At 64.5% G+C, this 19,842-nt stretch carries 18 protein-coding genes; 11 read left to right on the plus strand and 7 right to left on the minus strand.

From position 1 onward, the window contains the following. Positions 1-40 precede the first annotated feature (40 nt). Both WP12_RS02515 and WP12_RS02520 read left to right on the plus strand, forming a co-directional pair. A complete protein-coding gene (locus WP12_RS02515; protein WP_046192195.1) occupies positions 41-1,276 on the plus strand; it encodes a putative DNA modification/repair radical SAM protein in 1,236 nt (411 codons plus the stop codon). An 82-nt stretch (positions 1,277-1,358) separates the two neighbouring features. Continuing rightward, entirely contained in the window at positions 1,359-2,720 is a 1,362-nt protein-coding gene (locus tag WP12_RS02520; protein WP_046192196.1) for a UdgX family uracil-DNA binding protein, read from the plus strand. A 63-nt stretch (positions 2,721-2,783) separates the two neighbouring features. On the opposite strand, the gene WP12_RS25465 is transcribed toward WP12_RS02520, so the two are convergent. Further along, positions 2,784-2,957 (minus strand): Thivi_2564 family membrane protein, encoded by a 174-nt coding sequence (locus WP12_RS25465; protein ID WP_200894445.1) that lies wholly within the window; start codon positions 2,955-2,957, stop codon positions 2,784-2,786. 146 nt (positions 2,958-3,103) lie between these two features. Between WP12_RS25465 and WP12_RS02525 the strand changes: the two genes are divergently transcribed. Continuing rightward, a complete protein-coding gene (locus WP12_RS02525; protein WP_046192197.1) occupies positions 3,104-4,285 on the plus strand; it encodes an FAD-dependent oxidoreductase in 1,182 nt (393 codons plus the stop codon). A gap of 55 nt (positions 4,286-4,340) precedes the next feature. On the opposite strand, the gene WP12_RS02530 is transcribed toward WP12_RS02525, so the two are convergent. The 4 genes from WP12_RS02530 to WP12_RS02545 form a co-directional block, all read right to left on the minus strand. Then, positions 4,341-5,270, minus strand: coding sequence for an electron transfer flavoprotein subunit alpha/FixB family protein (locus WP12_RS02530; RefSeq protein ID WP_046192198.1), 930 nt, complete (start codon positions 5,268-5,270; stop codon positions 4,341-4,343). After that, the gene (locus WP12_RS02535) at positions 5,267-6,016 is read right to left on the minus strand and encodes an electron transfer flavoprotein subunit beta/FixA family protein (protein WP_046192199.1); all 750 of its coding nucleotides are present in this window, start codon (positions 6,014-6,016) and stop codon (positions 5,267-5,269) included. The genes WP12_RS02530 and WP12_RS02535 overlap by 4 nt, the downstream gene beginning before the upstream one ends. A 198-nt stretch (positions 6,017-6,214) precedes the next feature. Continuing rightward, entirely contained in the window at positions 6,215-7,414 is a 1,200-nt protein-coding gene (sucC, locus tag WP12_RS02540; RefSeq protein ID WP_046192200.1) for an ADP-forming succinate--CoA ligase subunit beta, read from the minus strand. Between the two features lie 126 nt (positions 7,415-7,540). After that, positions 7,541-7,864 carry a hypothetical protein gene (locus WP12_RS02545; protein WP_046192201.1) on the minus strand — a complete coding sequence of 108 codons (324 nt, stop codon included), beginning with the start codon at positions 7,862-7,864 and terminating at the stop codon, positions 7,541-7,543. 189 nt (positions 7,865-8,053) lie between these two features. Here WP12_RS02545 and WP12_RS02550 point away from each other — a divergent pair, with 189 nt between their 5' ends. From WP12_RS02550 to WP12_RS02565, 4 genes are all read left to right on the plus strand, one after another. Beyond that, a complete protein-coding gene (locus WP12_RS02550; protein WP_046192202.1) occupies positions 8,054-9,541 on the plus strand; it encodes an ATPase domain-containing protein in 1,488 nt (495 codons plus the stop codon). Positions 9,542-9,602: 61 nt separating this feature from the next. Beyond that, entirely contained in the window at positions 9,603-11,621 is a 2,019-nt protein-coding gene (locus WP12_RS02555) for a hybrid sensor histidine kinase/response regulator (RefSeq protein WP_052730161.1), read from the plus strand. A gap of 146 nt (positions 11,622-11,767) precedes the next feature. Next, positions 11,768-14,218 carry a TonB-dependent receptor gene (locus tag WP12_RS02560; protein ID WP_046192204.1) on the plus strand — a complete coding sequence of 817 codons (2,451 nt, stop codon included), beginning with the start codon at positions 11,768-11,770 and terminating at the stop codon, positions 14,216-14,218. A 100-nt stretch (positions 14,219-14,318) separates the two neighbouring features. Further along, positions 14,319-14,942, plus strand: a complete 624-nt coding sequence (locus WP12_RS02565; RefSeq protein ID WP_046192205.1) for a sigma factor-like helix-turn-helix DNA-binding protein — start codon at positions 14,319-14,321, stop codon at positions 14,940-14,942. 19 nt (positions 14,943-14,961) lie between these two features. Here WP12_RS02565 and WP12_RS02570 read toward each other — a convergent pair whose 3' ends face one another. Together WP12_RS02570 and WP12_RS02575 are read right to left on the minus strand one after the other, a co-directional pair. Next, positions 14,962-16,134, minus strand: coding sequence for a Yip1 family protein (locus tag WP12_RS02570; RefSeq protein WP_046192206.1), 1,173 nt, complete (start codon positions 16,132-16,134; stop codon positions 14,962-14,964). 74 nt (positions 16,135-16,208) lie between these two features. After that, positions 16,209-16,676 (minus strand): VOC family protein, encoded by a 468-nt coding sequence (locus WP12_RS02575; protein WP_235398904.1) that lies wholly within the window; start codon positions 16,674-16,676, stop codon positions 16,209-16,211. On the opposite strand from WP12_RS02575, the gene trpC reads away from it, so the two are divergent. Genes trpC through lexA form a run of 4 tightly spaced genes read left to right on the plus strand, consistent with a single transcriptional unit; the run spans position 16,675 to position 19,842 of the window. Continuing rightward, on the plus strand, positions 16,675-17,466 hold the full coding sequence (gene trpC / locus WP12_RS02580) for an indole-3-glycerol phosphate synthase TrpC (RefSeq protein ID WP_046192207.1): 792 nt from the start codon (positions 16,675-16,677) through the stop codon (positions 17,464-17,466). The two genes, WP12_RS02575 and trpC, sit on opposite strands and share 2 nt — an antisense overlap. After that, positions 17,463-17,933 (plus strand): cyclic pyranopterin monophosphate synthase MoaC, encoded by a 471-nt coding sequence (moaC, locus tag WP12_RS02585; protein WP_046192208.1) that lies wholly within the window; start codon positions 17,463-17,465, stop codon positions 17,931-17,933. The genes trpC and moaC overlap by 4 nt, the downstream gene beginning before the upstream one ends. Beyond that, positions 17,933-19,120, plus strand: coding sequence for a molybdopterin molybdotransferase MoeA (locus WP12_RS02590; protein ID WP_046192209.1), 1,188 nt, complete (start codon positions 17,933-17,935; stop codon positions 19,118-19,120). Before moaC ends, WP12_RS02590 begins: the two co-directional genes overlap by 1 nt. 56 nt (positions 19,121-19,176) lie before the next feature. Next, positions 19,177-19,842: a transcriptional repressor LexA gene (gene lexA / locus WP12_RS02595; protein WP_046192210.1), complete on the plus strand. Its 666-nt coding sequence runs from the start codon at positions 19,177-19,179 to the stop codon at positions 19,840-19,842.

Consider the following 19,842-nt stretch of genomic DNA (forward strand, 5'->3'; position numbering starts at 1 on the left):
GCGGCTGGACATTGTTTTATCTAGAACATAGATAGAACAAATGGGCCAGCTCGACACAAGGCAGAAGCTAGAAATCCTCGCCGATGCCGCCAAATATGACGCGTCCTGTTCCTCGTCGGGGACATCGAAGCGCGATTCGGCGGGGCAGGCGAAGGGGATCGGATCGACCGAAGGCATGGGCATCTGCCACGCCTATGCGCCCGATGGCCGCTGCATATCGCTGCTCAAGATATTGCTGACCAACAGCTGCATCTTCGACTGCCATTACTGCATCAACCGTAAGAGCTCGAACGTCCGCCGGGCGCGTTTCTCGGCGCGCGAGGTGGTCGATCTCACCCTCGCCTTTTACCGGCGCAACTATATCGAAGGCCTGTTTCTCTCCTCGGGGATCATCCGATCGTCCGACTACACGATGGAACAGATCGTCGAGGTGGCGCGGTCGCTGCGCGAGGACCATCAGTTTCGCGGCTATATCCATCTCAAGACGATCCCCGATGCTGATCCCGCGCTGATCGAGGCGGCGGGCCGGCATGCCGACCGCATCTCGATCAATGTCGAGCTGCCGACCGACGCGGGTCTCGCCCGGCTTGCGCCCGAAAAATCCTCGGCGGGTATCCGGACTGCCATGGCGGGGATGAAGACGGCAATTGAGGACGGAGGCGATGCGCGCCGCCGCTATAAATCCGCCCCAAGCTTCGCCCCCGCAGGGCAGTCGACGCAGATGATCGTCGGCGCCGACGCCGCCAACGATCGCGACATCATGCGCACTGCGAGTAATCTCTACGACCGCTTCGCGCTGCGTCGCGTCTATTATTCGGCATTCAGCCCGATCCCGGATGCTTCGGCGATCCTGCCGCTCAAGCGCCCGCCGCTGATGCGCGAGCACCGCCTCTACCAGTCCGACTGGATGATGCGCTTCTATGGCTACAAGCCCGGCGAGGTAGCGGCGGCGACCGACGAGCAGGGGATGCTGCCGCTCGATATCGATCCCAAGCTGGCTTGGGCGTTGCAGGCGCGCGAGCAGTTTCCGGTCGATATCAACCGCGCCCCGCGCGAATGGCTGCTGCGCGTGCCAGGGCTCGGCACCAAGGCCGTCGACGCGATCCTCATGTCGCGGCGCTGGCGCAAGCTGACCCTCACCGATGTCGGGCGGCTGTCGCGTTCGATCGCCAAACTCAGGCCCTTCATCGTCACCAGCGACTGGCGGCCGACCGGGCTGATCGACCGGATCGATCTGCGCGCGCGCGTGACCGAGCAGTTGGAGCTGTTCGGCTGATCGTCATGATTTCTCTTTCCGTCATCGGCGACAAAGACCGTGAGATCCCGGCGTTCACAGCGATGATGAGGCGAGGGTGACGATGTACCGCTTCCCCTTGGCCCGCCCCGACGATGTCGACGCCTGGCGCGGATCCGCCCGGGCTGCGGCGCTCGCCAATGTCGCGCCGGACGACATTAGCTGGACGGTCGAAGGGGAAACCGGCGATCTGTTCGGCGGCGCCAGCGGTGATACGCTGCCCGCAGCGACCCTGCCCCCTTTTACCGTGCCTAAAAGATTTCTCGATCTTGCCGGCGATGTGGCGCTGCACCGCGATCCGCAACGCTTCGCGCTGCTCTATGCGATGCTGCTCCGCCTGCGCGACCATCCTGGGGCGATCGATGACGAGGCCGATCCGCTGCGCCGCCGGCTCGACCTGCTGGCCAAGGAGGTGCGGCGCGATATCCACAAGATGCGCGCCTTTGTCCGCTTCCGCGAGATCGATGGGGCCTATGTCGCCTGGTTCGAGCCCGCGCATCATATCGTCCGGGCCAATGCCGGCTTCTTCATGCGCCGGTTTGCGACGATGCGCTGGTCGATCCTGACGCCGGATCTGTCGATCCACTGGGATGGCGAGACGTTGCGCGAGGCCCCCGGAGCAACGCGCGCGGATGCGCCGGACGGCGATCCGGTCGAGGATCTGTGGAAGGGCTATTATGCTTCGATCTTCAATCCCGCGCGGTTGAAGACAGGTACGATGCTAAAGGAAATGCCGCGCCGCTATTGGGCCAACATGCCCGAAACCGCGTTGATACCCCAATTGGTCGCAGGCGCGCAGGCGCGCGAGACCCGGATGGTGGACAGGATCGTGACTGGCGGCAACATGACGAAATCGCTTGAGGCGCTGCGCGAGGAGGCCGCGCATTGTACGCGCTGCGGCCTTTACAAATGCGCTACGCAGACCGTGTTCGGCGAGGGCCCTGCCGATGCTGATATCATGATCGTCGGTGAACAGCCCGGCGATCAGGAGGATCTCGCGGGCAAGCCGTTCGTCGGACCAGCCGGGCAGATGCTCGACCGCGCGATGGCGGCGGCGGGGGTAGATCGTTCGCGCGTCTACGTCACGAATGCGGTGAAGCATTTCAAGTTCGAACCGCGCGGCAAGCGTCGCATCCATGCCAAGCCCAATGCCGGCGAGATTAGCGCGTGCCGCTGGTGGATCGATCAGGAGCGGGCGATCATCACGCCGAAGCGGACGATCATGCTCGGCACGACCGCAATCCATTCGCTGCTGGGAAAGTCGCTGACGCTGACCTCGCAGCGCGGGCGCGATCTGGTGCTGCCCGATGGCGGCGTTGCGCGCGCGACGATCCATCCGAGCTTCCTGCTGCGCATGCCCGATAAGAGCCGCGCCGATGAGGAGTTCGCGATGTTTGTCGAGGATCTAAAGGCGGCGGCAAAGTAAATCCGCGAGGCCCTCTCCGGCAAAGGGGGAACCGGAGAGGGCGCGCGGGTTAGCGGTTGAAGATCAGATGCCGACGCCGCTCAACAGACCGAAGGCCTGAAGCAGCCACAGGATCACGACGATGATCACGACGGCGTTGAGGATGCTTTTGATCTTGCCGTCCATCGGGATATAGTTGTTCACCAACCACAGCACGACGCCGACGATGATAAGCACGATGATGACTTGGATGAGCATGGGTTTCTCCCCGGTTGGTATCAGTTTGTTTCTGTAACAGTCCGAACCCGGCAGAACCGGGAATGTTCCGGCGCGGTCTTGTCGGGGCCCCGCTGCTGTGCTGGATTGCCGCGATCTGGAGGGGCGTCACGTCAAGGGGATGCCGCATGGATCGCCGTCACTTCATTCGTCAGGGCGCGCTGGGGCTTGCCGCCGCCGGACTTGCCCGTCCGTCGGACCTGCTTGCGCAGGCCACCCAGCCGATATTCGATCCGATCGGTCCGATCGTCCCTGTCCGCGCGCTGCCCGATCGCATCTTCCGGATCACCGTATGCCTGCGGCCGTTCCGCGCGACCGGCCCGCGTCTCGACAGCGAGCAGGTCGCGCGCAAGCTCGTCGTCCATAATTATGGCCATGGCGGCAGCGGCTGGTCGTTGAGCTGGGGCTCGGCGACGATCGCTGTCGGCAAGGCGATGGCGAATAGCCCGAAGGAGATCGCCGTGATCGGCGCGGGCGCGCTGGGCCTGACCGCGGCGCTGACCGCTCAGCGCGCCGGCGCGAAAGTAACTATCTATGCCAAGGAGCGTTTTCCCCACGTTCGCTCGGCGCGCGCGACCGGAAGCTGGACCCCCGATTCGCGCGTGGCGATGGCCAATGCGGTGAGGCCGGATTTCGCGGCGGCGTGGAGCGGCATGACGCGCGACAGCTATGCGATGTGGCAGAGCTATGTCGGCCTGCCCGGCGATCCGATCGAATGGAATGACCGTTATACGCTATCGGACCTGCCGCCCGACCAGATGCGCGCCGCCTATCGCGCCACCGAAGTGATGGGGTTCGCCCATTATGGCGAGCAGGTTGCGGATATCACGCCACGCTCGCAGATCTTCGAGCCCGGCACCCACCCGTTCGCGACCCGCTGTGCGCTGCGCAACAGCCAGATGATGTTCAACGTCGCGAACCTTGCGCATCTGCTGACCGCCGACTTCCTCGCGGCAGGCGGGCGGATAGAGACTGCCGAGTTCCATCATCCTTCCGATCTTGGCAGGCTGAAGGAGAAGGTGATCATCAACTGCACCGGCTATGGTGCGCGGGCGCTGTTTCGCGACGAGAGCGGGGTGCCGGTGCGCGGCCAGATCGCCTGGCTGCTGCCGCAGGCGGGGCTCAACTATGGCTTCGTCTACAAGACGGTCAGCGTGCTGGGCCGGCGTGATGGGATCGTCGTGCAGGATCTGGGCATTGACGACCGCTTCGGCTTCAACGAGGCCAACGAGACTCCCGATCGGGCCGCCGCCGACGCGTCGGTCCGCACCATCGCCGAACTGTTCGCCGGGCGGGCCTTCGCGGGATAGAAAAAGGGCGGATGCCTTGCGGCGCCCGCCCCATTTTCCGCTTTTTGGTTCCGGATCAGAGCTTGCTGGTGAGCTCGGGCACGATCTTGAACAGGTCCCCCACGAGGCCGTAATCGGCGACCTGGAAGATCGGGGCTTCCTCGTCCTTGTTGATCGCGATGATCGTCTTGGAGTCCTTCATGCCGGCGAGATGCTGGATCGCGCCGGAGATGCCGACCGCGATATAGACTTCCGGTGCGACGATCTTGCCGGTCTGCCCGACCTGATAGTCGTTCGGCACATAGCCGGCATCGACCGCGGCGCGCGATGCGCCGACGCCCGCGCCGAGCTTGTCGGCGAGCGGCTCGATGATCGAGTGGAAATTTTCCGAGTTCAGCAGCGCGCGGCCGCCCGAGACGATGACCTTCGCCGAGGTCAGCTCGGGGCGCTCGGACTTGGAGATCTCGGCGCCGACGAAGCTCGACAGGCCGGCGTCGCCGCCGCCAGAAATGGCCTCGACCGAACCCGAACCACCCTCGCGGGCCGCCTTTTCAAAGGCGGTGCCGCGCACGGTGATCACCTTCTTGGCATCCGAGCTCTGCACGGTCGCGATTGCGTTGCCGGCATAGGTCGGACGGGTGAAGGTATCCTCGCTCTCGACCGAGAGGATCTCGGAGATCTGCATCACGTCGAGCAGCGCTGCGACGCGCGGCGCGATGTTCTTGCCGTTGGCGGTCGCCGGCGCGACGAAGGCGTCGTGATGCCCCATCAGCTCGACGATCAGCGGAGCGACATTCTCCGGCAGCGCATTGGCATAGGCTGCGCCATCGGCGACGTGGACCTTGCCGACGCCGGCGATCTTCGCGGCGGCATCGGCGATGCCACCGATGCCCTGGCCCGCGACCAGCAAATGAACTTCGCCCAGCTTCGCGGCGGCGGTGACGGCCGAGAGGGTCGCGTCCTTGACCGCGCCGCCCTCATGTTCAACCCAGACGAGCGTCTTCATGCTGCAACTCCTAGCGCCTTGAGCTTGGCGACAAGCTCGTCAACATCGGCAACCTTGATGCCAGCCGAACGCTTGGGCGGCTCGGCGACCTTGAGGGTCTTGAGGCGCGGCGAGACGTCGACGCCGTAATCGGCGGGAGTCTTCTGCGCGAGTGGCTTGGACTTCGCCTTCATGATGTTCGGCAGCGACGCGTAGCGCGGCTCGTTGAGGCGAAGGTCGGTGGTGACGATCGCGGGGGTCTTGAGGCTGACCGTCTCGAGGCCGCCATCGACTTCGCGGGTCACCTTGACGGTGTCGCCTTCGACTTCGACCTTCGATGCGAAGGTGCCCTGCGGCCGGCCGGTGAGCGCCGCCAGCATCTGGCCCGTCTGGTTCGAATCGTCGTCGATTGCCTGCTTGCCGAGGATGACGAGGCCGGGCGCCTCCTCCTCGACGATCTTGGCGAGAAGCTTGGCGACGCCGAGCGGCTCGACTTCGGTTTCGCTGACGATCAGAATCGCGCGGTCCGCACCCATCGCGAGCGCGGTGCGCAGCGTCTCCTGCGCCTTCTGCTCGCCGATCGATACGGCGACGATCTCGGTCGCTACGCCCTTTTCCTTCAGGCGGATGGCTTCCTCGATCGCGATCTCGTCGAACGGATTCATCGACATCTTGACGTTGGCCAGGTCGACACCCGTGCCGTCCATCTTGACGCGCGGCTTCACATTATAATCGATCACCCGCTTCACGGGCACCAGGATTTTCATAGCTTCAACTCCTTGGCCTTGGCACTTGCCCCGGGGAGGCTGTATCCAGCTGACGAGGTCTGTCCGACATGGACGGAGCCCTTATGCCCGATCGCCATTGCCGCTCGGCCCGGTCAAATCAAATGCGAACTTGCGAAATTGCGAAACGCAGCTTTGCAGAGCCCATCTATTCGTTGACCAAGCCGCGCGCGGCACGGATCAGGCGGCTGCCTTCACCTGAGCGACGATCTTGCGGGCGGCGTCACCCAGATCGTCGGCGGCGACGATCGGCAAGCCCGAATTGGCGAGAATGTCCTTGCCCTGCTGGACATTCGTGCCTTCGAGCCGGACGACCAGCGGTACCGACAGGTTCACTTCCTTTGCCGCGGCGACGATGCCGTCGGCGATGATGTCGCAGCGCATGATGCCGCCGAAGATATTGACGAGGATGCCCTTCACCGCCGGATCGCCCAGGATGATCTTGAACGCCGCCGTGACCTTCTCCTTGCTCGCGCCGCCGCCTACGTCGAGGAAGTTGGCCGGGAACATGCCGTTGAGCTTGATGATGTCCATCGTCGCCATGGCGAGGCCGGCGCCGTTGACCATGCAGCCGATGTCGCCGTCGAGCTTGATATAGGCGAGGTCGTACTTCGACGCTTCCAGCTCGGCTGGGTCCTCCTCGGTCTCGTCGCGCAGTTCGACGATGTCGGGATGGCGGTACAGCGCGTTCGAATCGAAGCTGACCTTGGCGTCGAGGACGAGCAGCTTGCCGTCGGTCGTCTCGACCAGCGGATTGACCTCGAGCATCGACATGTCGGTGGCGATGAAGGCGTTGTACATCTGCTCGGCGATCGTGACCGCCTGCTTGTTGAGATCGCCTTTCAGCTTCAGCGCGAACGCGACGGCGCGGCCATGGTGCGGCATGAAGCCTTCGACCGGGTCGATCGTAATGGTGCGGATCTTGTCCGGGGTCGAATGCGCGACCTCTTCGATGTCCATGCCGCCCTCGGTCGACACGATCATCGCGATGCGGCCGCTGGCGCGGTCGACGACCATCGAGAAATAATATTCGGATTTGATGTCGGCGCCGTCGGTCACATAGAGGCGGTTGACCTGCTTGCCGGCTTCGCCCGTCTGGATCGTGACCAGCGTGTTGCCGAGCATGTCGGCGGCGTTGGCGGCGACTTCGTCGACCGTCTTCGACAGGCGGACGCCGCCCTTGGCGTCGGCGGGCAGTTCCTTGAACTTGCCCTTGCCGCGACCGCCGGCATGGATCTGGGCCTTCACGACATAGATCGGCCCGGGAAGCTTCTTGGCGGCCGCGACCGCTTCTTCCACCGTGAGCGCCGCATAGCCCGTGGGAACCGCTGCGCCGAATTTGGCCAGCAATTCCTTGGCCTGATATTCATGGATGTTCATGGTCGAGCCTAATCCCTGAGTCCGATCAAAATCGGTGGGGCTTAAGCATGAAAGAACCGGCTTGAAAACCCCAACCGGGGTGAATCCGTGGTTGGGGCGCGATAGAGTTTATTTGGGGGAGCAAAATCACCCCGCGAGCGAGCAGCCGAGCCCGGCGCGCAGCACGACCGAAACGATCTCAGGATCGTTGAGCGCGCGCAGGCGGTGCGCGAAGTCGTCAATGCTCATCCCGCGCGGATCATGCTTCGCCAGCCCGCCCAGCGATTGCAGGCGCTTGAGCTGGACCAGCGAAAGCCGGTCGACCATCCGTTCGGCCATGCACGCCGCCACCGCCGGCCGCAGCCCCGCCTCGATCAGCTTGCTGCGCACGCGCGCTTCGGGCGAAACCGTGGCGCAGGCCGACAGCGCTAGCGCGGCGAGGATCGGCAGGATAATGGCGGGACGGGGCATCGGCAGGCTCCAGTGCTTTATTGATCCAGCTTATGCGGGCGGTTTGCTTGATCGGTTATGAACGCGCCCGCAACGCCCGACTGTTGCTGGTGCGTAATATTTACACGCCAGCGGGCGTGGCAGGGAACATCGGCCTTTCGCTGGTGTTCCTTTCATTACGCTAGTGAAAAAGGTGGATCGGCGAATTTGATGACGAGCAGAATATCGTCGGGCAATGATGGTTTGGACGTGATTCTGAGGGGGGGGCTTCCCAAGAATCGTCTTTATCTGCTGGAGGGATCGCCCGGATCGGGCAAGACCACCTTCGCGCTGCAATATCTTCTCGAAGGGGTGCGGCAGGGCGAGACCTGCCTCTACATCACCCTTTCCGAAACCAGCGAGGAGCTGCTCGCGGTCGCCGACTCCCACGGCTGGGATCTTGCCGGCATCGACCTGTTCGAGTTCGCCTCGGCGGAAGCGGTGCTAGGCGGTGATCGCGATCAGTCGATCCTCTACAGCTGGGAGGTGGAGCTCGGCGAGACGGTGCGCCTGATCGAGGAGCAGGTCGAGCGAACCAATCCCCGCCGCGTCGTATTCGACAGCCTGTCGGAGATGCGGCTGCTCGCCCAGGACCCGCTCCGCTATCGGCGGCAGGTTCTCGCGCTCAAGCAATATTTCGCCGGGCGCGACACAACCGTGCTGCTGGTCGACGACCTGACCACATCCGGCGGCGAGCGCGACAATCATCTGCACAGCCTGTGCCACGGCGTCATCACCCTCGAGCGGCTGACTCTCGATTTCGGCGCCGCGCGGCGGCGGATGCAGGTGCAAAAATTGCGTGGGGTGGACTTCACCGCGGGCTATCACGACCTTGTCATCCGCAAGGGTGGGCTCGATATCTTCCCGCGGCTGATCGCTTCGGACCACGGGCGCGAGCATGAGGACGGGATCGTCTCCAGCGGCGTTGGCGAACTCGACGCGCTGTTCGGCGGCGGGCCGATGCGCGGCACCAGCACCCTCGTCACCGGGCCGGCGGGCACGGGCAAGACCTCGATCGCGATGCAGTTCCTGATCGCCGCATGCGAGCGCGGCGAGCCCACGACGATGTACCAGTTCGACGAAAGGGTCGGCACGCTGCTGTCGCGCGCGGGCAGCTTGGAGAGCAGTCTGCAGAAATATATCGAGGATGGCTGTCTGGTGATCCGCCAGGTCAATCCCGCCGAATTATCCCCGGGCGAGTTCGCGATGATGGTGCGCAACGAGGTCGAAGGACGTGGATCACGGATGATCGTGATCGACAGCCTCAACGGCTATCTCGCGGCGATGCCGCAGGAGCAGCAGCTGATCCTGCAAATGCACGAGCTGCTCTCCTATCTGAACCATCATGGCGTCGTCACCTTCCTGATCAATCCGCAGCACGGGCTGGTCGGCACGATGGCGACGAGCCTCAACATCTCCTATGTCGCCGACGCGGTGGTGCTGATCCGTTTCTTCGAAGCGGAGGGGCGGATTCGCAAGGCGATCTCGGTCCTCAAGAATCGCGGTGGCCGGCATGAGGATTCGATCCGCGAACTGCGGATCGACGGGCACGGCATCCGTATCGGCGAACCGCTCACCAATTTCCGCGGCGTAATGACGGGAACCCCGGAATATAGGGGCGAGGCCGATCCGCTGATGGAAGATCGCGGTGTCGTATAGAGAGGCTGAATTCGGTCACAAGGTCCTGATCCTCGCACCATTCGGCAGGGACGGGGAAAGCGTGGCGGTCTTGCTGAAGCGCGAGGGATACGACGCATCGGTCTGTCCCGACCTCGCGACGGTAGCCGCGGCGCTCGACGATCAAGTCGGCGCGGTCGTGCTGACCGAGGAGGCGCTGGGCCACGATCAACGCCGGTTGCGCGCGGCGCTTGATGCCCAGCCGACCTGGTCCGACCTCCCCTTCGTCGTGCTGGCGGCGCGGCGGATGGGGCCGCTGCCGGCTGGGCAGGCGGCGGTGCTGCGCATCTCCGACGTCCTTGACAATTTCACCGTGCTCGAACGCCCGCTCAGCTCGGTGTCACTGCTCAGCGCGATATCCTCGGCACTGCGCTCACGCCGCAAGCAGTTCGAGATGCGCGACCAGCTTGCGGAGATCAGCTCGCGCAACGCAGCGCTGGCGCAGAGCCAGGAGGAATTGCGCGCCAGCGAGGCGAAGTTCCAGGCGATCGCGGATTCGATCGACCATATGGTCTGGTCGACGCTGCCCGACGGCTATCACGACTATTACAACCAGCGCTGGTATGATTTCACCGGCGTCCCCCCAGGCTCGACCGACGGCGAGGCGTGGACCGCTATGTTCCACCCGGACGACCAGCCGCGCGCCTGGACGCGCTGGCTTCATTCACTGGAGACCGGCGAACCCTATCATATCGAATATCGGCTGAAGCATCGCTCGGGCGCCTATCGCTGGGTGCTCGGCAGGGCGCAGCCGATGCGTGACGGCGATGGCGCGATTGTCCGCTGGTTCGGCACCTGCACCGATATCCAGGAGATCGTCGAGGCGCGCGACGTGCTCGCGCAGAGCCGCGAGGCGCTTGAGGCGATGGTCGACGAGCGCACCGAGGAGCTGCGCCGCGCCAATGAGCATCTCCACCAGAGCCAGAAGATGGAGGCGGTCGGGCAGCTTACCGGAGGGATCGCGCACGACTTCAACAACATGCTGACCGGCATCATCGGATCGATGGACATCATGCGGCGGAGGATCGCCGCGGGCCGCTATGACGAACTGGAACGCTTCATGGACGCCGCGACGACATCGGCGTTGCGCGCCGCCGGGCTCACCCAGCGGTTGCTCGCCTTCTCGCGCCGCCAGTCGCTCGATTCGAAACCGGTCGACATCAATGCGCTGGTCCAGTCGCTCGACGACCTGCTAGCGCGGACCATCGGCGAACAGATCGCGCTCGACATGCAGATCGACCGGTCGATTCCCGCAGGCATCACCGATGCCAACCAGCTCGAAAGCGCCTTGCTCAACCTGACGATCAATGCTCGCGACGCGATGCCCAACGGCGGAACGCTCTCGGTCAAAACCGCCGTCGCGCATATCAATGCGGTACAGGCGGTGGCGATGCCCGGCGCGAAGCCCGGTGACTATGTCGTAGTGACGGTGAGCGATACGGGCACCGGCATATCGCCCGACCTGCTCGACAAGGTGTTCGAGCCGTTCTTTACCACCAAGCCCATCGGCCAGGGCACCGGGCTCGGCCTGTCGATGGTTTATGGCTTCGCGCAGCAGAATGGCGGCCATGTCACGATCGACAGCGCGCCGGAGCGCGGCACGGCGGTCAGCATCTACCTCCCCGCCGCCGAGCGGCCCGGCGTCGAGGAGCATCGGGCCACGCGCGCCGTGCCCGAGGGTGACGGACAATGCGTGCTGGTGGTCGAGGACGACCCATCGGTGCGGCTGCTGATCCGCGATGTGCTGGAAGAGGTCGGCTATGCCGCGATCGAAGCCAGCGACGGCGCGTCTGCGCTGCCGATCCTGGCGTCGGACCGGACGATCGACCTAATGATCTCCGATGTCGGCTTGCCCGGCATGAACGGGCGGCAGCTTGCCGACACCGCGCGCATCTCCCGACCGGGGCTGCCGATCCTCTTCGTTACCGGTTACGCCGAAAATGCCGCGATCCGCGCCGATTTTCTTGGTGAGAATATGTCGATGATCACCAAACCATTCTCGCTCGACGATCTCGGGCAGAAGATCGGCGAAATCCTCGGTGGCACGCGCGAGCCGGGCTGAAGAGGCAGGGTGCAACAGCTGTCGGCTGAGAAAACCCCATAATTCGCGTAAAATCCATGATATTGCGACAAATTCGCAAATCCTTTGTTGCGAATCAAAATCAATAGCGATAACGCCGCCCGCAACGATCAGGGAAAGGGGTTATCATGAACAACAAGGATTTGAGCACGAGCGGGAGCTTTCTGGCGCTCGCCTGCGTCGGCTTCATTGCCAGCGCGCCCGCCACGGCACAGACCGCCGGAGAGAAGCAGCTTGGTGGCATGACCGTCAGCTCGACCGCGATCGACGAAAACACGCCGAAGGTCGAAAAGGTGGAGTCGCCCAAATATACCCGGCCCCTGCTCGATACGCCGCAGACGATCACCGTGATCAGCAAGGCGACGATTCAGCAGCAGAATCTGCTCACCCTGCGCGAGGTGCTCAGCACCGTCCCCGGCATCACCTTCGGCGCAGGTGAAGGCGGCTTCGGCTATGGCGACCGCATCATCCTGCGCGGCCAGGACGCGAAGAACGACGTCACCGTCGACGGTGTCCGTTCGGGGGCGTTCCTCAACCGCAACGAGGTCTACAACATCGAGCAGGTCGAAGTGACCAACGGCGCAAACTCGGTGGTCAACGGCGGCGGCTCGGTGGCCGGCTCGATCAATCTGGTGACCAAGCGCCCGCTGGCAGACAGTCAGACGACACTCAACGCAGGCGTCGGCACCGACAATTATTATCGCGCCACCGTCGACACCAATCAGCGCCTCAGCGACCTGATCGCGGTACGTCTCAACGCGGTATATCATGAGAATGACGTGCCCGGCCGCGACGTCGAGGATTACAAGCGCTGGGGCATCGCACCGGCGATCACCATCGGCATCGACGGCCCGACCAGCCTGACGCTGCAGGCGGAGCATCTCAACGACAAGGCGATGCCGCAATATGGCATCCGCTACTATGCCAATAATGGCGGTTTCCTCGATGATTTCGATCGCGGCGGCTATTATGGCTTCGCCAATCTGGATCAGCAGAACAGCAAGACGACCTCTCTGCAGGGCATCTTCAGCCACAAGTTCAGCGATACGCTGAGCTTCCGCAACCTGACCCGCTATGAGAAGATCAAGCAGAACACGATCACGAGCCAGCCGAACGGCACCTTCTGTCTGGCGTCGACCGGCCTGCAGCCGCTGAACATCGAGGGCGCCGCCGCCTCATGCACGATCGCGGCGAACGGCGCGACGCCTGCTTTCACCGTGCCACGGGGCTATTATCTGCCCACCGGCGGCCGCGGCGTGCAGCGCTTGATCAATAACGAGACCTTCTACAGCCAGGGCGACTTCAGCGCGACCATCGACACCGGCGGCATCGAGCATACGATCGTGGTCGGTGCGGCTGCGCTATGGGAAGATTATTCGCAGAATCAGGGCACGCTGCCCCGCAATGCCGATGGTTCCACGCCGGCCTTCCCCTATGTCCTGATCTCCAATCCCGAAGCGGTCGTCGCGGGTCCGGCGGGCAACGCCTATGGCAACAACAATTATACCGGGCCGATCAACTTCATCCGGGCGAGTCTGAACAAGGGCACACAGAGCAGCTACTCGGCCTATCTGTTCGACACCGTGAAGTTCAACGACTTCTTCGAATTGAACGGCGGCGTCCGCTATGAGAAGGTCAAGGGCTCCAATCGGACACTTAGCTTCGTCACGACTGCCGGTGCGGCCAATCTCGGCGCGCTCAACGGCGTGCCCACTCGTTTCGACTTTGGCGACAAATTGTTCTCCTACCGCATTGGTGCGGTGGTGAAGCCGACGCCCAACACCAGCATCTATGTTGCCTATGGCAACTCCAAACTGCCCTCCAAGGCCTCGGTCGACGGCGCCTGCGCAGCGGCAACCTGCAATGTGAAGCCCGAGACGACGAAGAATTACGAGATCGGCGCCAAGGCGGATCTGTTCGACGCGAAGCTGCTGCTGACCGCCGCGATCTTCCGCAACGACCGCGATTCGATCAAGGTCAACTCGAACGATCCGACGCTTCCCGACCAGACGCTGGACGGCCAGCAGCGGGTCGAGGGTCTGTCGCTCGGCGCGTCGGGTAACGTGACGAGCAACTGGACGATCTCGGCCAACTATATGTACCTGAAGTCCGAAATCCGCCGTGGCGTGTCGGACTTCTGTCTGGCCAATCCGGGAACCGGGGTCGCCCCGGCCACGCTGACCGGCGGCTGCGCCAATAGCGTCGCTTTCCCCGATCCGACGGCGGGCTATGCGCTGACCAACACTCCGAAGCATTCGGGTAGCCTGTTCACGACGTACCGCTTCGCCTTCGGCCTGGAGCTGGGCTATGGCCTGACCCATCAGGGCAGCTATCTGCTCAACCAGCCGACGCTCGCGCAGCTCACGGCCAACAGCTATGTCGGCTATCGCGTGCCGAGCTATACGATCCACCGGCTGATGGTGAACTATCCGATCACGCCGATGCTCAAGGCACAGCTCAACGTCCAGAATTTCACCAATGAAAAATATGTGACGACGGTGCGCAACAGTGTTGGCGGCAGCTGGGCACAACCCGCCGCCACCCGTTCGGCAGTATTCAGCCTGAACTATCAGTTCTGACGCCGATCTTCTCTGCTACGGCCGGTTCGCCGGCCGAATGACGGGACGGCCCGGGCACCCCTTGCGCCCGGGCCGTTTCCATTTCACGGGGAGCGGCGCAATGGACGATCTGATGGCGCAGGTCGGCGCATTTCTTGCCGATCAGGGTGCGCGCGAGCGGCGCATCCTGACCTGTCGTCTCGCCCTCGAAGGCCAGCCGCCACACAGTCTCGAGATATTGGGCGCGGAGCTTGGAATCAGTCGCGAACGAGTCCGCCAGATCGAGCAGAAAATGCTTCGCGATATCGCCCATGCCCTCTTCGGGCCGTCCATCGAGGATCGCATCGCGGTGCGGAGCGAGGCCGCCTGGCGGCGGATCAGCCGGGGCGAATCCTATCTCCGTAAGGCGGACCTGACGCATCGTCGGTTCGAGCTACCGGCCGATTTCCGGTTGCTGCTGGCGCTGGCCGAACAGCCGGCGGCGGCCTGGCTCGATGACGCGGCGCGCGCTTATGGCGTTGGTTGGTGCGATCGCGGGATCGGGCTGCGCCGGTTGAACGCGGTGGCGAAGCGGCTCGCCCAGCGGCTCGAACGTCGCGCCCCGCCCGTCATCGCCGATCTCGGCCAGGGGCTCGACCCCATCGCGATGCGCGTCGTCCTGGCGCTCACGCTCGATCGCCCGGTGCAATATGGCCGGCTCGCGCCGAAGCGCGGACGCCGGGTGCGGCGGATCGGCGCGGTTTAGCCGCTCCTGGGCGGCTGGCCTAATTGCTCAGCGCCGCCAGCCGCCCGGCCGGGATAGTCGCCGTTGCGCGTTTGAGTTCGGAGATATCGGCGACGCGGCCCTCGGCGGAGACCATGAAGCGGTTGGCGACGACTTCGCTATAGCTGCCGTCGCGTGACTGATTGTCCCACTTCTCGCTGATCAGCCGGCCGCCGACGGTCTGGGTCTTCTCATAGCCTGTCGCGGTCTCGCGGTTCGAGGAGACGTTCATCGCCCCGCCGAGCGCCGCCAGCGCGCCCGCCGCCGCCATGTCGGTCAATTCGAGACGGATGTTGTTCTCGCCGCTCTCGTAGCGCGCCTCGGCATGGGTGCCGCCAAGCCCGCCGGCATTCGCGCCCGAGCTGGCGATCTCGGTGCGCTTATAGTCGCCGAGGCTGGCGGGCAGCAGCGCCTGCAGCTCCGAAGGCGAAATTGCCGCGGACGGCTCACCCTTGGCGCTGAGCTCCATCTGTTTCGCGGCCCGTTCGGCCTGTTTCGCCGCATCGTTAAGCTTGTCGAGATCGACCGTGCCGCCCGGTATCGCCATCGTCCCCGACATCGTCACGTCGCCATAGGGGGCCGCCGGGGCGAACAGCCGCCCCGCGGTCGCGGCGATCGCTCCGACGACGAGGAACAGCAGGATGGCGGCGATCACCGTCACCACCGTATAGCCGAGCGCCTTTTCGGCAGGCGCGCGCATCAGCAGCGGCAGGCCGAGATAGAGCAGATAGAAGCCGTAAAGGCCGAGCAGCCCCGCGATCGGCGCGAGCTGCGGCAGGATCATCAATATGCCGGCGACCCATCCCGCGGTATTCGAATAGGCGGCGACCTTGACCGCCTGGGTCTGGTTCTTGGTGCCGCCGAAGGTCGGCGCGAGCGCGTCGATGATCAGCGCGAGCACGAACACCGACGCAAGCGACAGCAGATATTGCATGACAGCCGAACTGATGGCGGTGACGGGCGACATCCGGAACGTCATCCCCATCACCGAATAGCCGAACAGCAGGTTGCCGATCAGCCCCGCCACCACCGGGATGGCGGCGAGGATCAGCACATAGCTTTTATAGATATCGCCGATAGAACGCGGCTCGGCGTCAATAACCGGCCATTCGGTCTTCGGCGTGATCAATATATTCTTGGCGCGATCGACCAGACCCTGCTGGATAGCCGTCATGGCTCACCTCCCTGTTAGGTGTGCCCCCCGCCGCCATGATCGGCCCAAATCGCGCCGATATGCAAGCAACTTCGTTACGGGGCTTCATCTCGCGCATAGGGGCGGGTCATTGCCTCCAGCATGTGGCCGTCGGGGTCGAGGAAATAGACCCCCCGCCCGCCGAAATAGCGGTTGATCGCATTGGGCATCGTCCGCGCGGGATCGGCCCAGTGATCGATACCGCGATCCCTGATACGTTCATGGACCGCGTCGAAGGTCGCGTCGTCGACCAGATAGGCATAATGCTGGAGCGCGATCGCGCCTTCCTGCTCCATGAAGTCGACCGACACGTCATTGTCGAGGTCGACCACCATGAAGTGCATGAACGCCACCGGCTCCGGACGGCCGAGCATCTCGGCGAGGAAGGCCGAGGATCGCATCTTGTCCTTGCACCAGATGATGGTGTGGTTGAGCTCGACGGTCATCGCCGCTTCATAGCCCAGCCATGCACCATTGCCATCCTCTGGCGGCGTCGGCCTTCCCGCGCTATGGCCCGCGGCCATGAGCAACAAGCTGATCGAGATATGCGACACCAAGCGGGGCCATGTCGCGGCAATGAAGGCGGCGACATCCTTTGCCGACCTCACGGCGCGCGCAAAGGCCGCGGATGCTCCGCGCGGCTTTCGCACCGCGCTCGATCGCAAGGCTGCCGGTGGCTACGGACTGATCGCCGAGATCAAGAAGGCGTCTCCGTCCAAGGGGCTGATCCGTCCCGACTTCGATCCACCCGCGCATGCCCGCGCCTATGAGGAGGCAGGCGCGGCCTGCCTCTCGGTGCTTACCGACATTCCTTATTTTCAGGGGCATGACGATTTTCTGGTAGCGGCGCGGGCGGCGTGTTCGCTGCCCTGCCTGCGCAAGGACTTCATTGTCGATCCCTGGCAGGTGACCGAGGCGCGCGCGCTGGGGGCCGATGCGATCCTGATCATCGTCGCCGCGCTCGGCGATAGCGAGATGGCCGAGATCGAAGCCGCCGCGATCGAGCATGGCATGGACGCGCTCGTCGAGGTCCATGACGCGCACGAGTTGGAGCGTGCGCTGAAGCTCCAGTCGCGGCTGATCGGGGTGAACAACCGCGACCTGCGCGATTTTTCGATCGATCTCTCGCGGACTTACGAGCTTGTCGGCGGCGCGCCCGAGGGCTGCACCTTCGTCGCCGAGAGCGGCCTGGGATCGAAGGCCGACCTCGATGCGATGGCCGATCATGGTGTGCGCTGCTTCCTGGTCGGCGAGAGCCTGATGCGCCAGGACGATGTCGCGGCCGCAACGCGCAGATTGTTGACCGGGGCATGACCGGCAAGCTCACCCATATCGACGACGAGGGCGCGGCGCGCATGGTCGACGTATCGGCCAAGGCCGAGACGAAGCGCGACGCGGTGGCGGAGGGCCGCATCCTGATCGCCGCCGCCGCGCTCGATGCGATCCGGGCCGGTTCGGTCAAGAAGGGCGACGTTCTCGCGGTCGCGCGGGTCGCCGGGATCATGGCGGCCAAGAAGACCGCCGACCTGATCCCGCTGTGCCACCCGCTGCCGATTTCGGGCGTGACGCTCGATCTCGATATCGAGGCCGACGGCATTCGCGCAACGGCGCGCATCGTCACCACCTATACGACCGGCATCGAGATGGAGGCGATGACCGCCGTCTCGGTCGCGCTGCTCACTGTCTACGATATGGCCAAGGCGCTGGATCGGGGCATGCGGATCGAAGGGGTGCGGCTGCTGTCGAAGACCGGCGGCAAATCGGGCGACTGGAAAGCCTGATGGCACTTCTTCCGGCGGCCGATGCGCAGGCGCGGATGTTCGCGTTGAAGGCCCCGCTGCCGATCGAGACAGTGGCGGCCGCGATGGCTGCCGGGCGCTATTCCGCCGAGGACATCGTCGCGAAACGCACCCAGCCCGCGCTCGATCTGTCGGCGATGGACGGCTATGCGATCCGCTTCGCCGAGCGGCCCGGCCCTTGGACCGTGGTCGGCGAGAGCGCCGCTGGCGGCGGGCTCGATCGTGCGATCGGCCCCGGCGAGGCGGCGCGGATCTTCACCGGTGCGCCGGTGCCCGAAGGCGCCGACGCCATCCTGATCCAGGAAGAAGCGACGCGCGACGGCGACCGGCTGGTGATGTCGGGCGAGGGGCCGCACGGGCCCGGCGCGCATATCCGCCGCGCGGGCAGCGACTTTGCCGAGGGCGAGCTGCTGGTGCGCGCGGGCGCGCCGATCGGGGCAGCGGCGGTCGCGCTGGCGGCGAGCGGCGGTCACGGCATCCTCGCGGTGCGGCGATTGCCCCGCATCGCGATTCTATCGACCGGCAACGAACTGGTCCCGGCGGGCGAACCAACCGGCGGGGCGCTTCTCCCCGCCTCGAACGGACCGATGCTCGCGGCGATGTTGTCGGGCCTCGCCTGCGAAGCGACCGACCACGGCATCGTACCCGATGATCTCGATATGATCAGTTCCGCCTTCACGCTTCTCGCGGGGCAGGCCGACATCATCGTCACCACCGGTGGCGCATCGGTCGGCGACCATGATCTTGTCTTGCCGGCGCTCGAAAAGGCGGGAGCGACGATCGACTTCTGGAGAGTGGCGATGAAGCCCGGCAAACCGGTGATGATCGGCATGCTGGGCGATGCGATCGTGCTCGGCCTGCCCGGTAATCCGGTATCGGCCTTCGTCACCGCGACGCTGTTCCTCAAGCCGCTGGTCGCGCATCTGCTCGGCGCGGCGCGGCCGGTTCCGCCGACCGTCATCGCACGGCTCGGTGCGCCGGCTCCGGCGACCGGCAACCGCGCCGAGTATCTGCGCGGAAAATGGGCCAATGGCCTCGCCGTTCCGCTATCGGGGCAGGATAGCGCGGGCCTCGCCGCGCTGGTCGAGGCGGAGCTGCTGATCGTTCGTCCCGCGGGTGCGGAGGCGCTCGCGGCGGGCGATCAGGCGGAGATCATTTCGCTCGCTTGACAGATTCCACATCGTTGCCTAAATGTTCCTCGTCCGTTCCCGACGAGGGCAATGCCATGCTGACCCGCAAGCAACACGAACTGCTGACCTTCATTCACGATCGCCTCGCCGAGACGGGCGTCTCGCCTTCGTTCGAGGAGATGAAGGAGGCGCTCGATCTCAAGTCGAAGTCGGGCGTTCACCGCCTGATCAGCGCGCTCGAAGAACGCAACTTCATCCGCCGCCTGCCCAATCGCGCCCGCGCGCTGGAGGTGCTGCGCATGCCGGAGACTGGGGTCAAGGCGCCGGCCGCCACCGCCAAGGCTAAGGTTCCGGCCAGCGTGCCGCAGGCCGCGAACGAGAATGTGCTGGAGATTCCGCTGCACGGCCGCATCGCTGCGGGCATGCCCATCGAAGCGCTCGAAGGACAGAGCACCCTGTCGGTGCCCGCTGCCCTGCTTGGGGCAGGCGAGCATTATGCGCTCGAAGTGTCGGGGGATTCGATGGTCGAGGCCGGCATTCTCGACGGCGACTATGCGCTGATCCGCCGCGTCAACACGGCCCGCGACGGCGACATCATCGTCGCGCTGATTGCCGACAGCGAAGCGACCCTCAAATATTTCCGCAAGGAAGGCGCGATGATCCGGCTCGACCCGGCCAACCGGGCCTACGATCCGCAGCGCTATAAGCCCGATCAGGTGCAGGTGCAGGGGAAGCTGGCGGGGCTGCTGCGGCGCTATTGA

It is taken from the genome of Sphingomonas sp. SRS2 (assembly GCF_000971055.1).
Taxonomy (GTDB): domain Bacteria; phylum Pseudomonadota; class Alphaproteobacteria; order Sphingomonadales; family Sphingomonadaceae; genus Rhizorhabdus.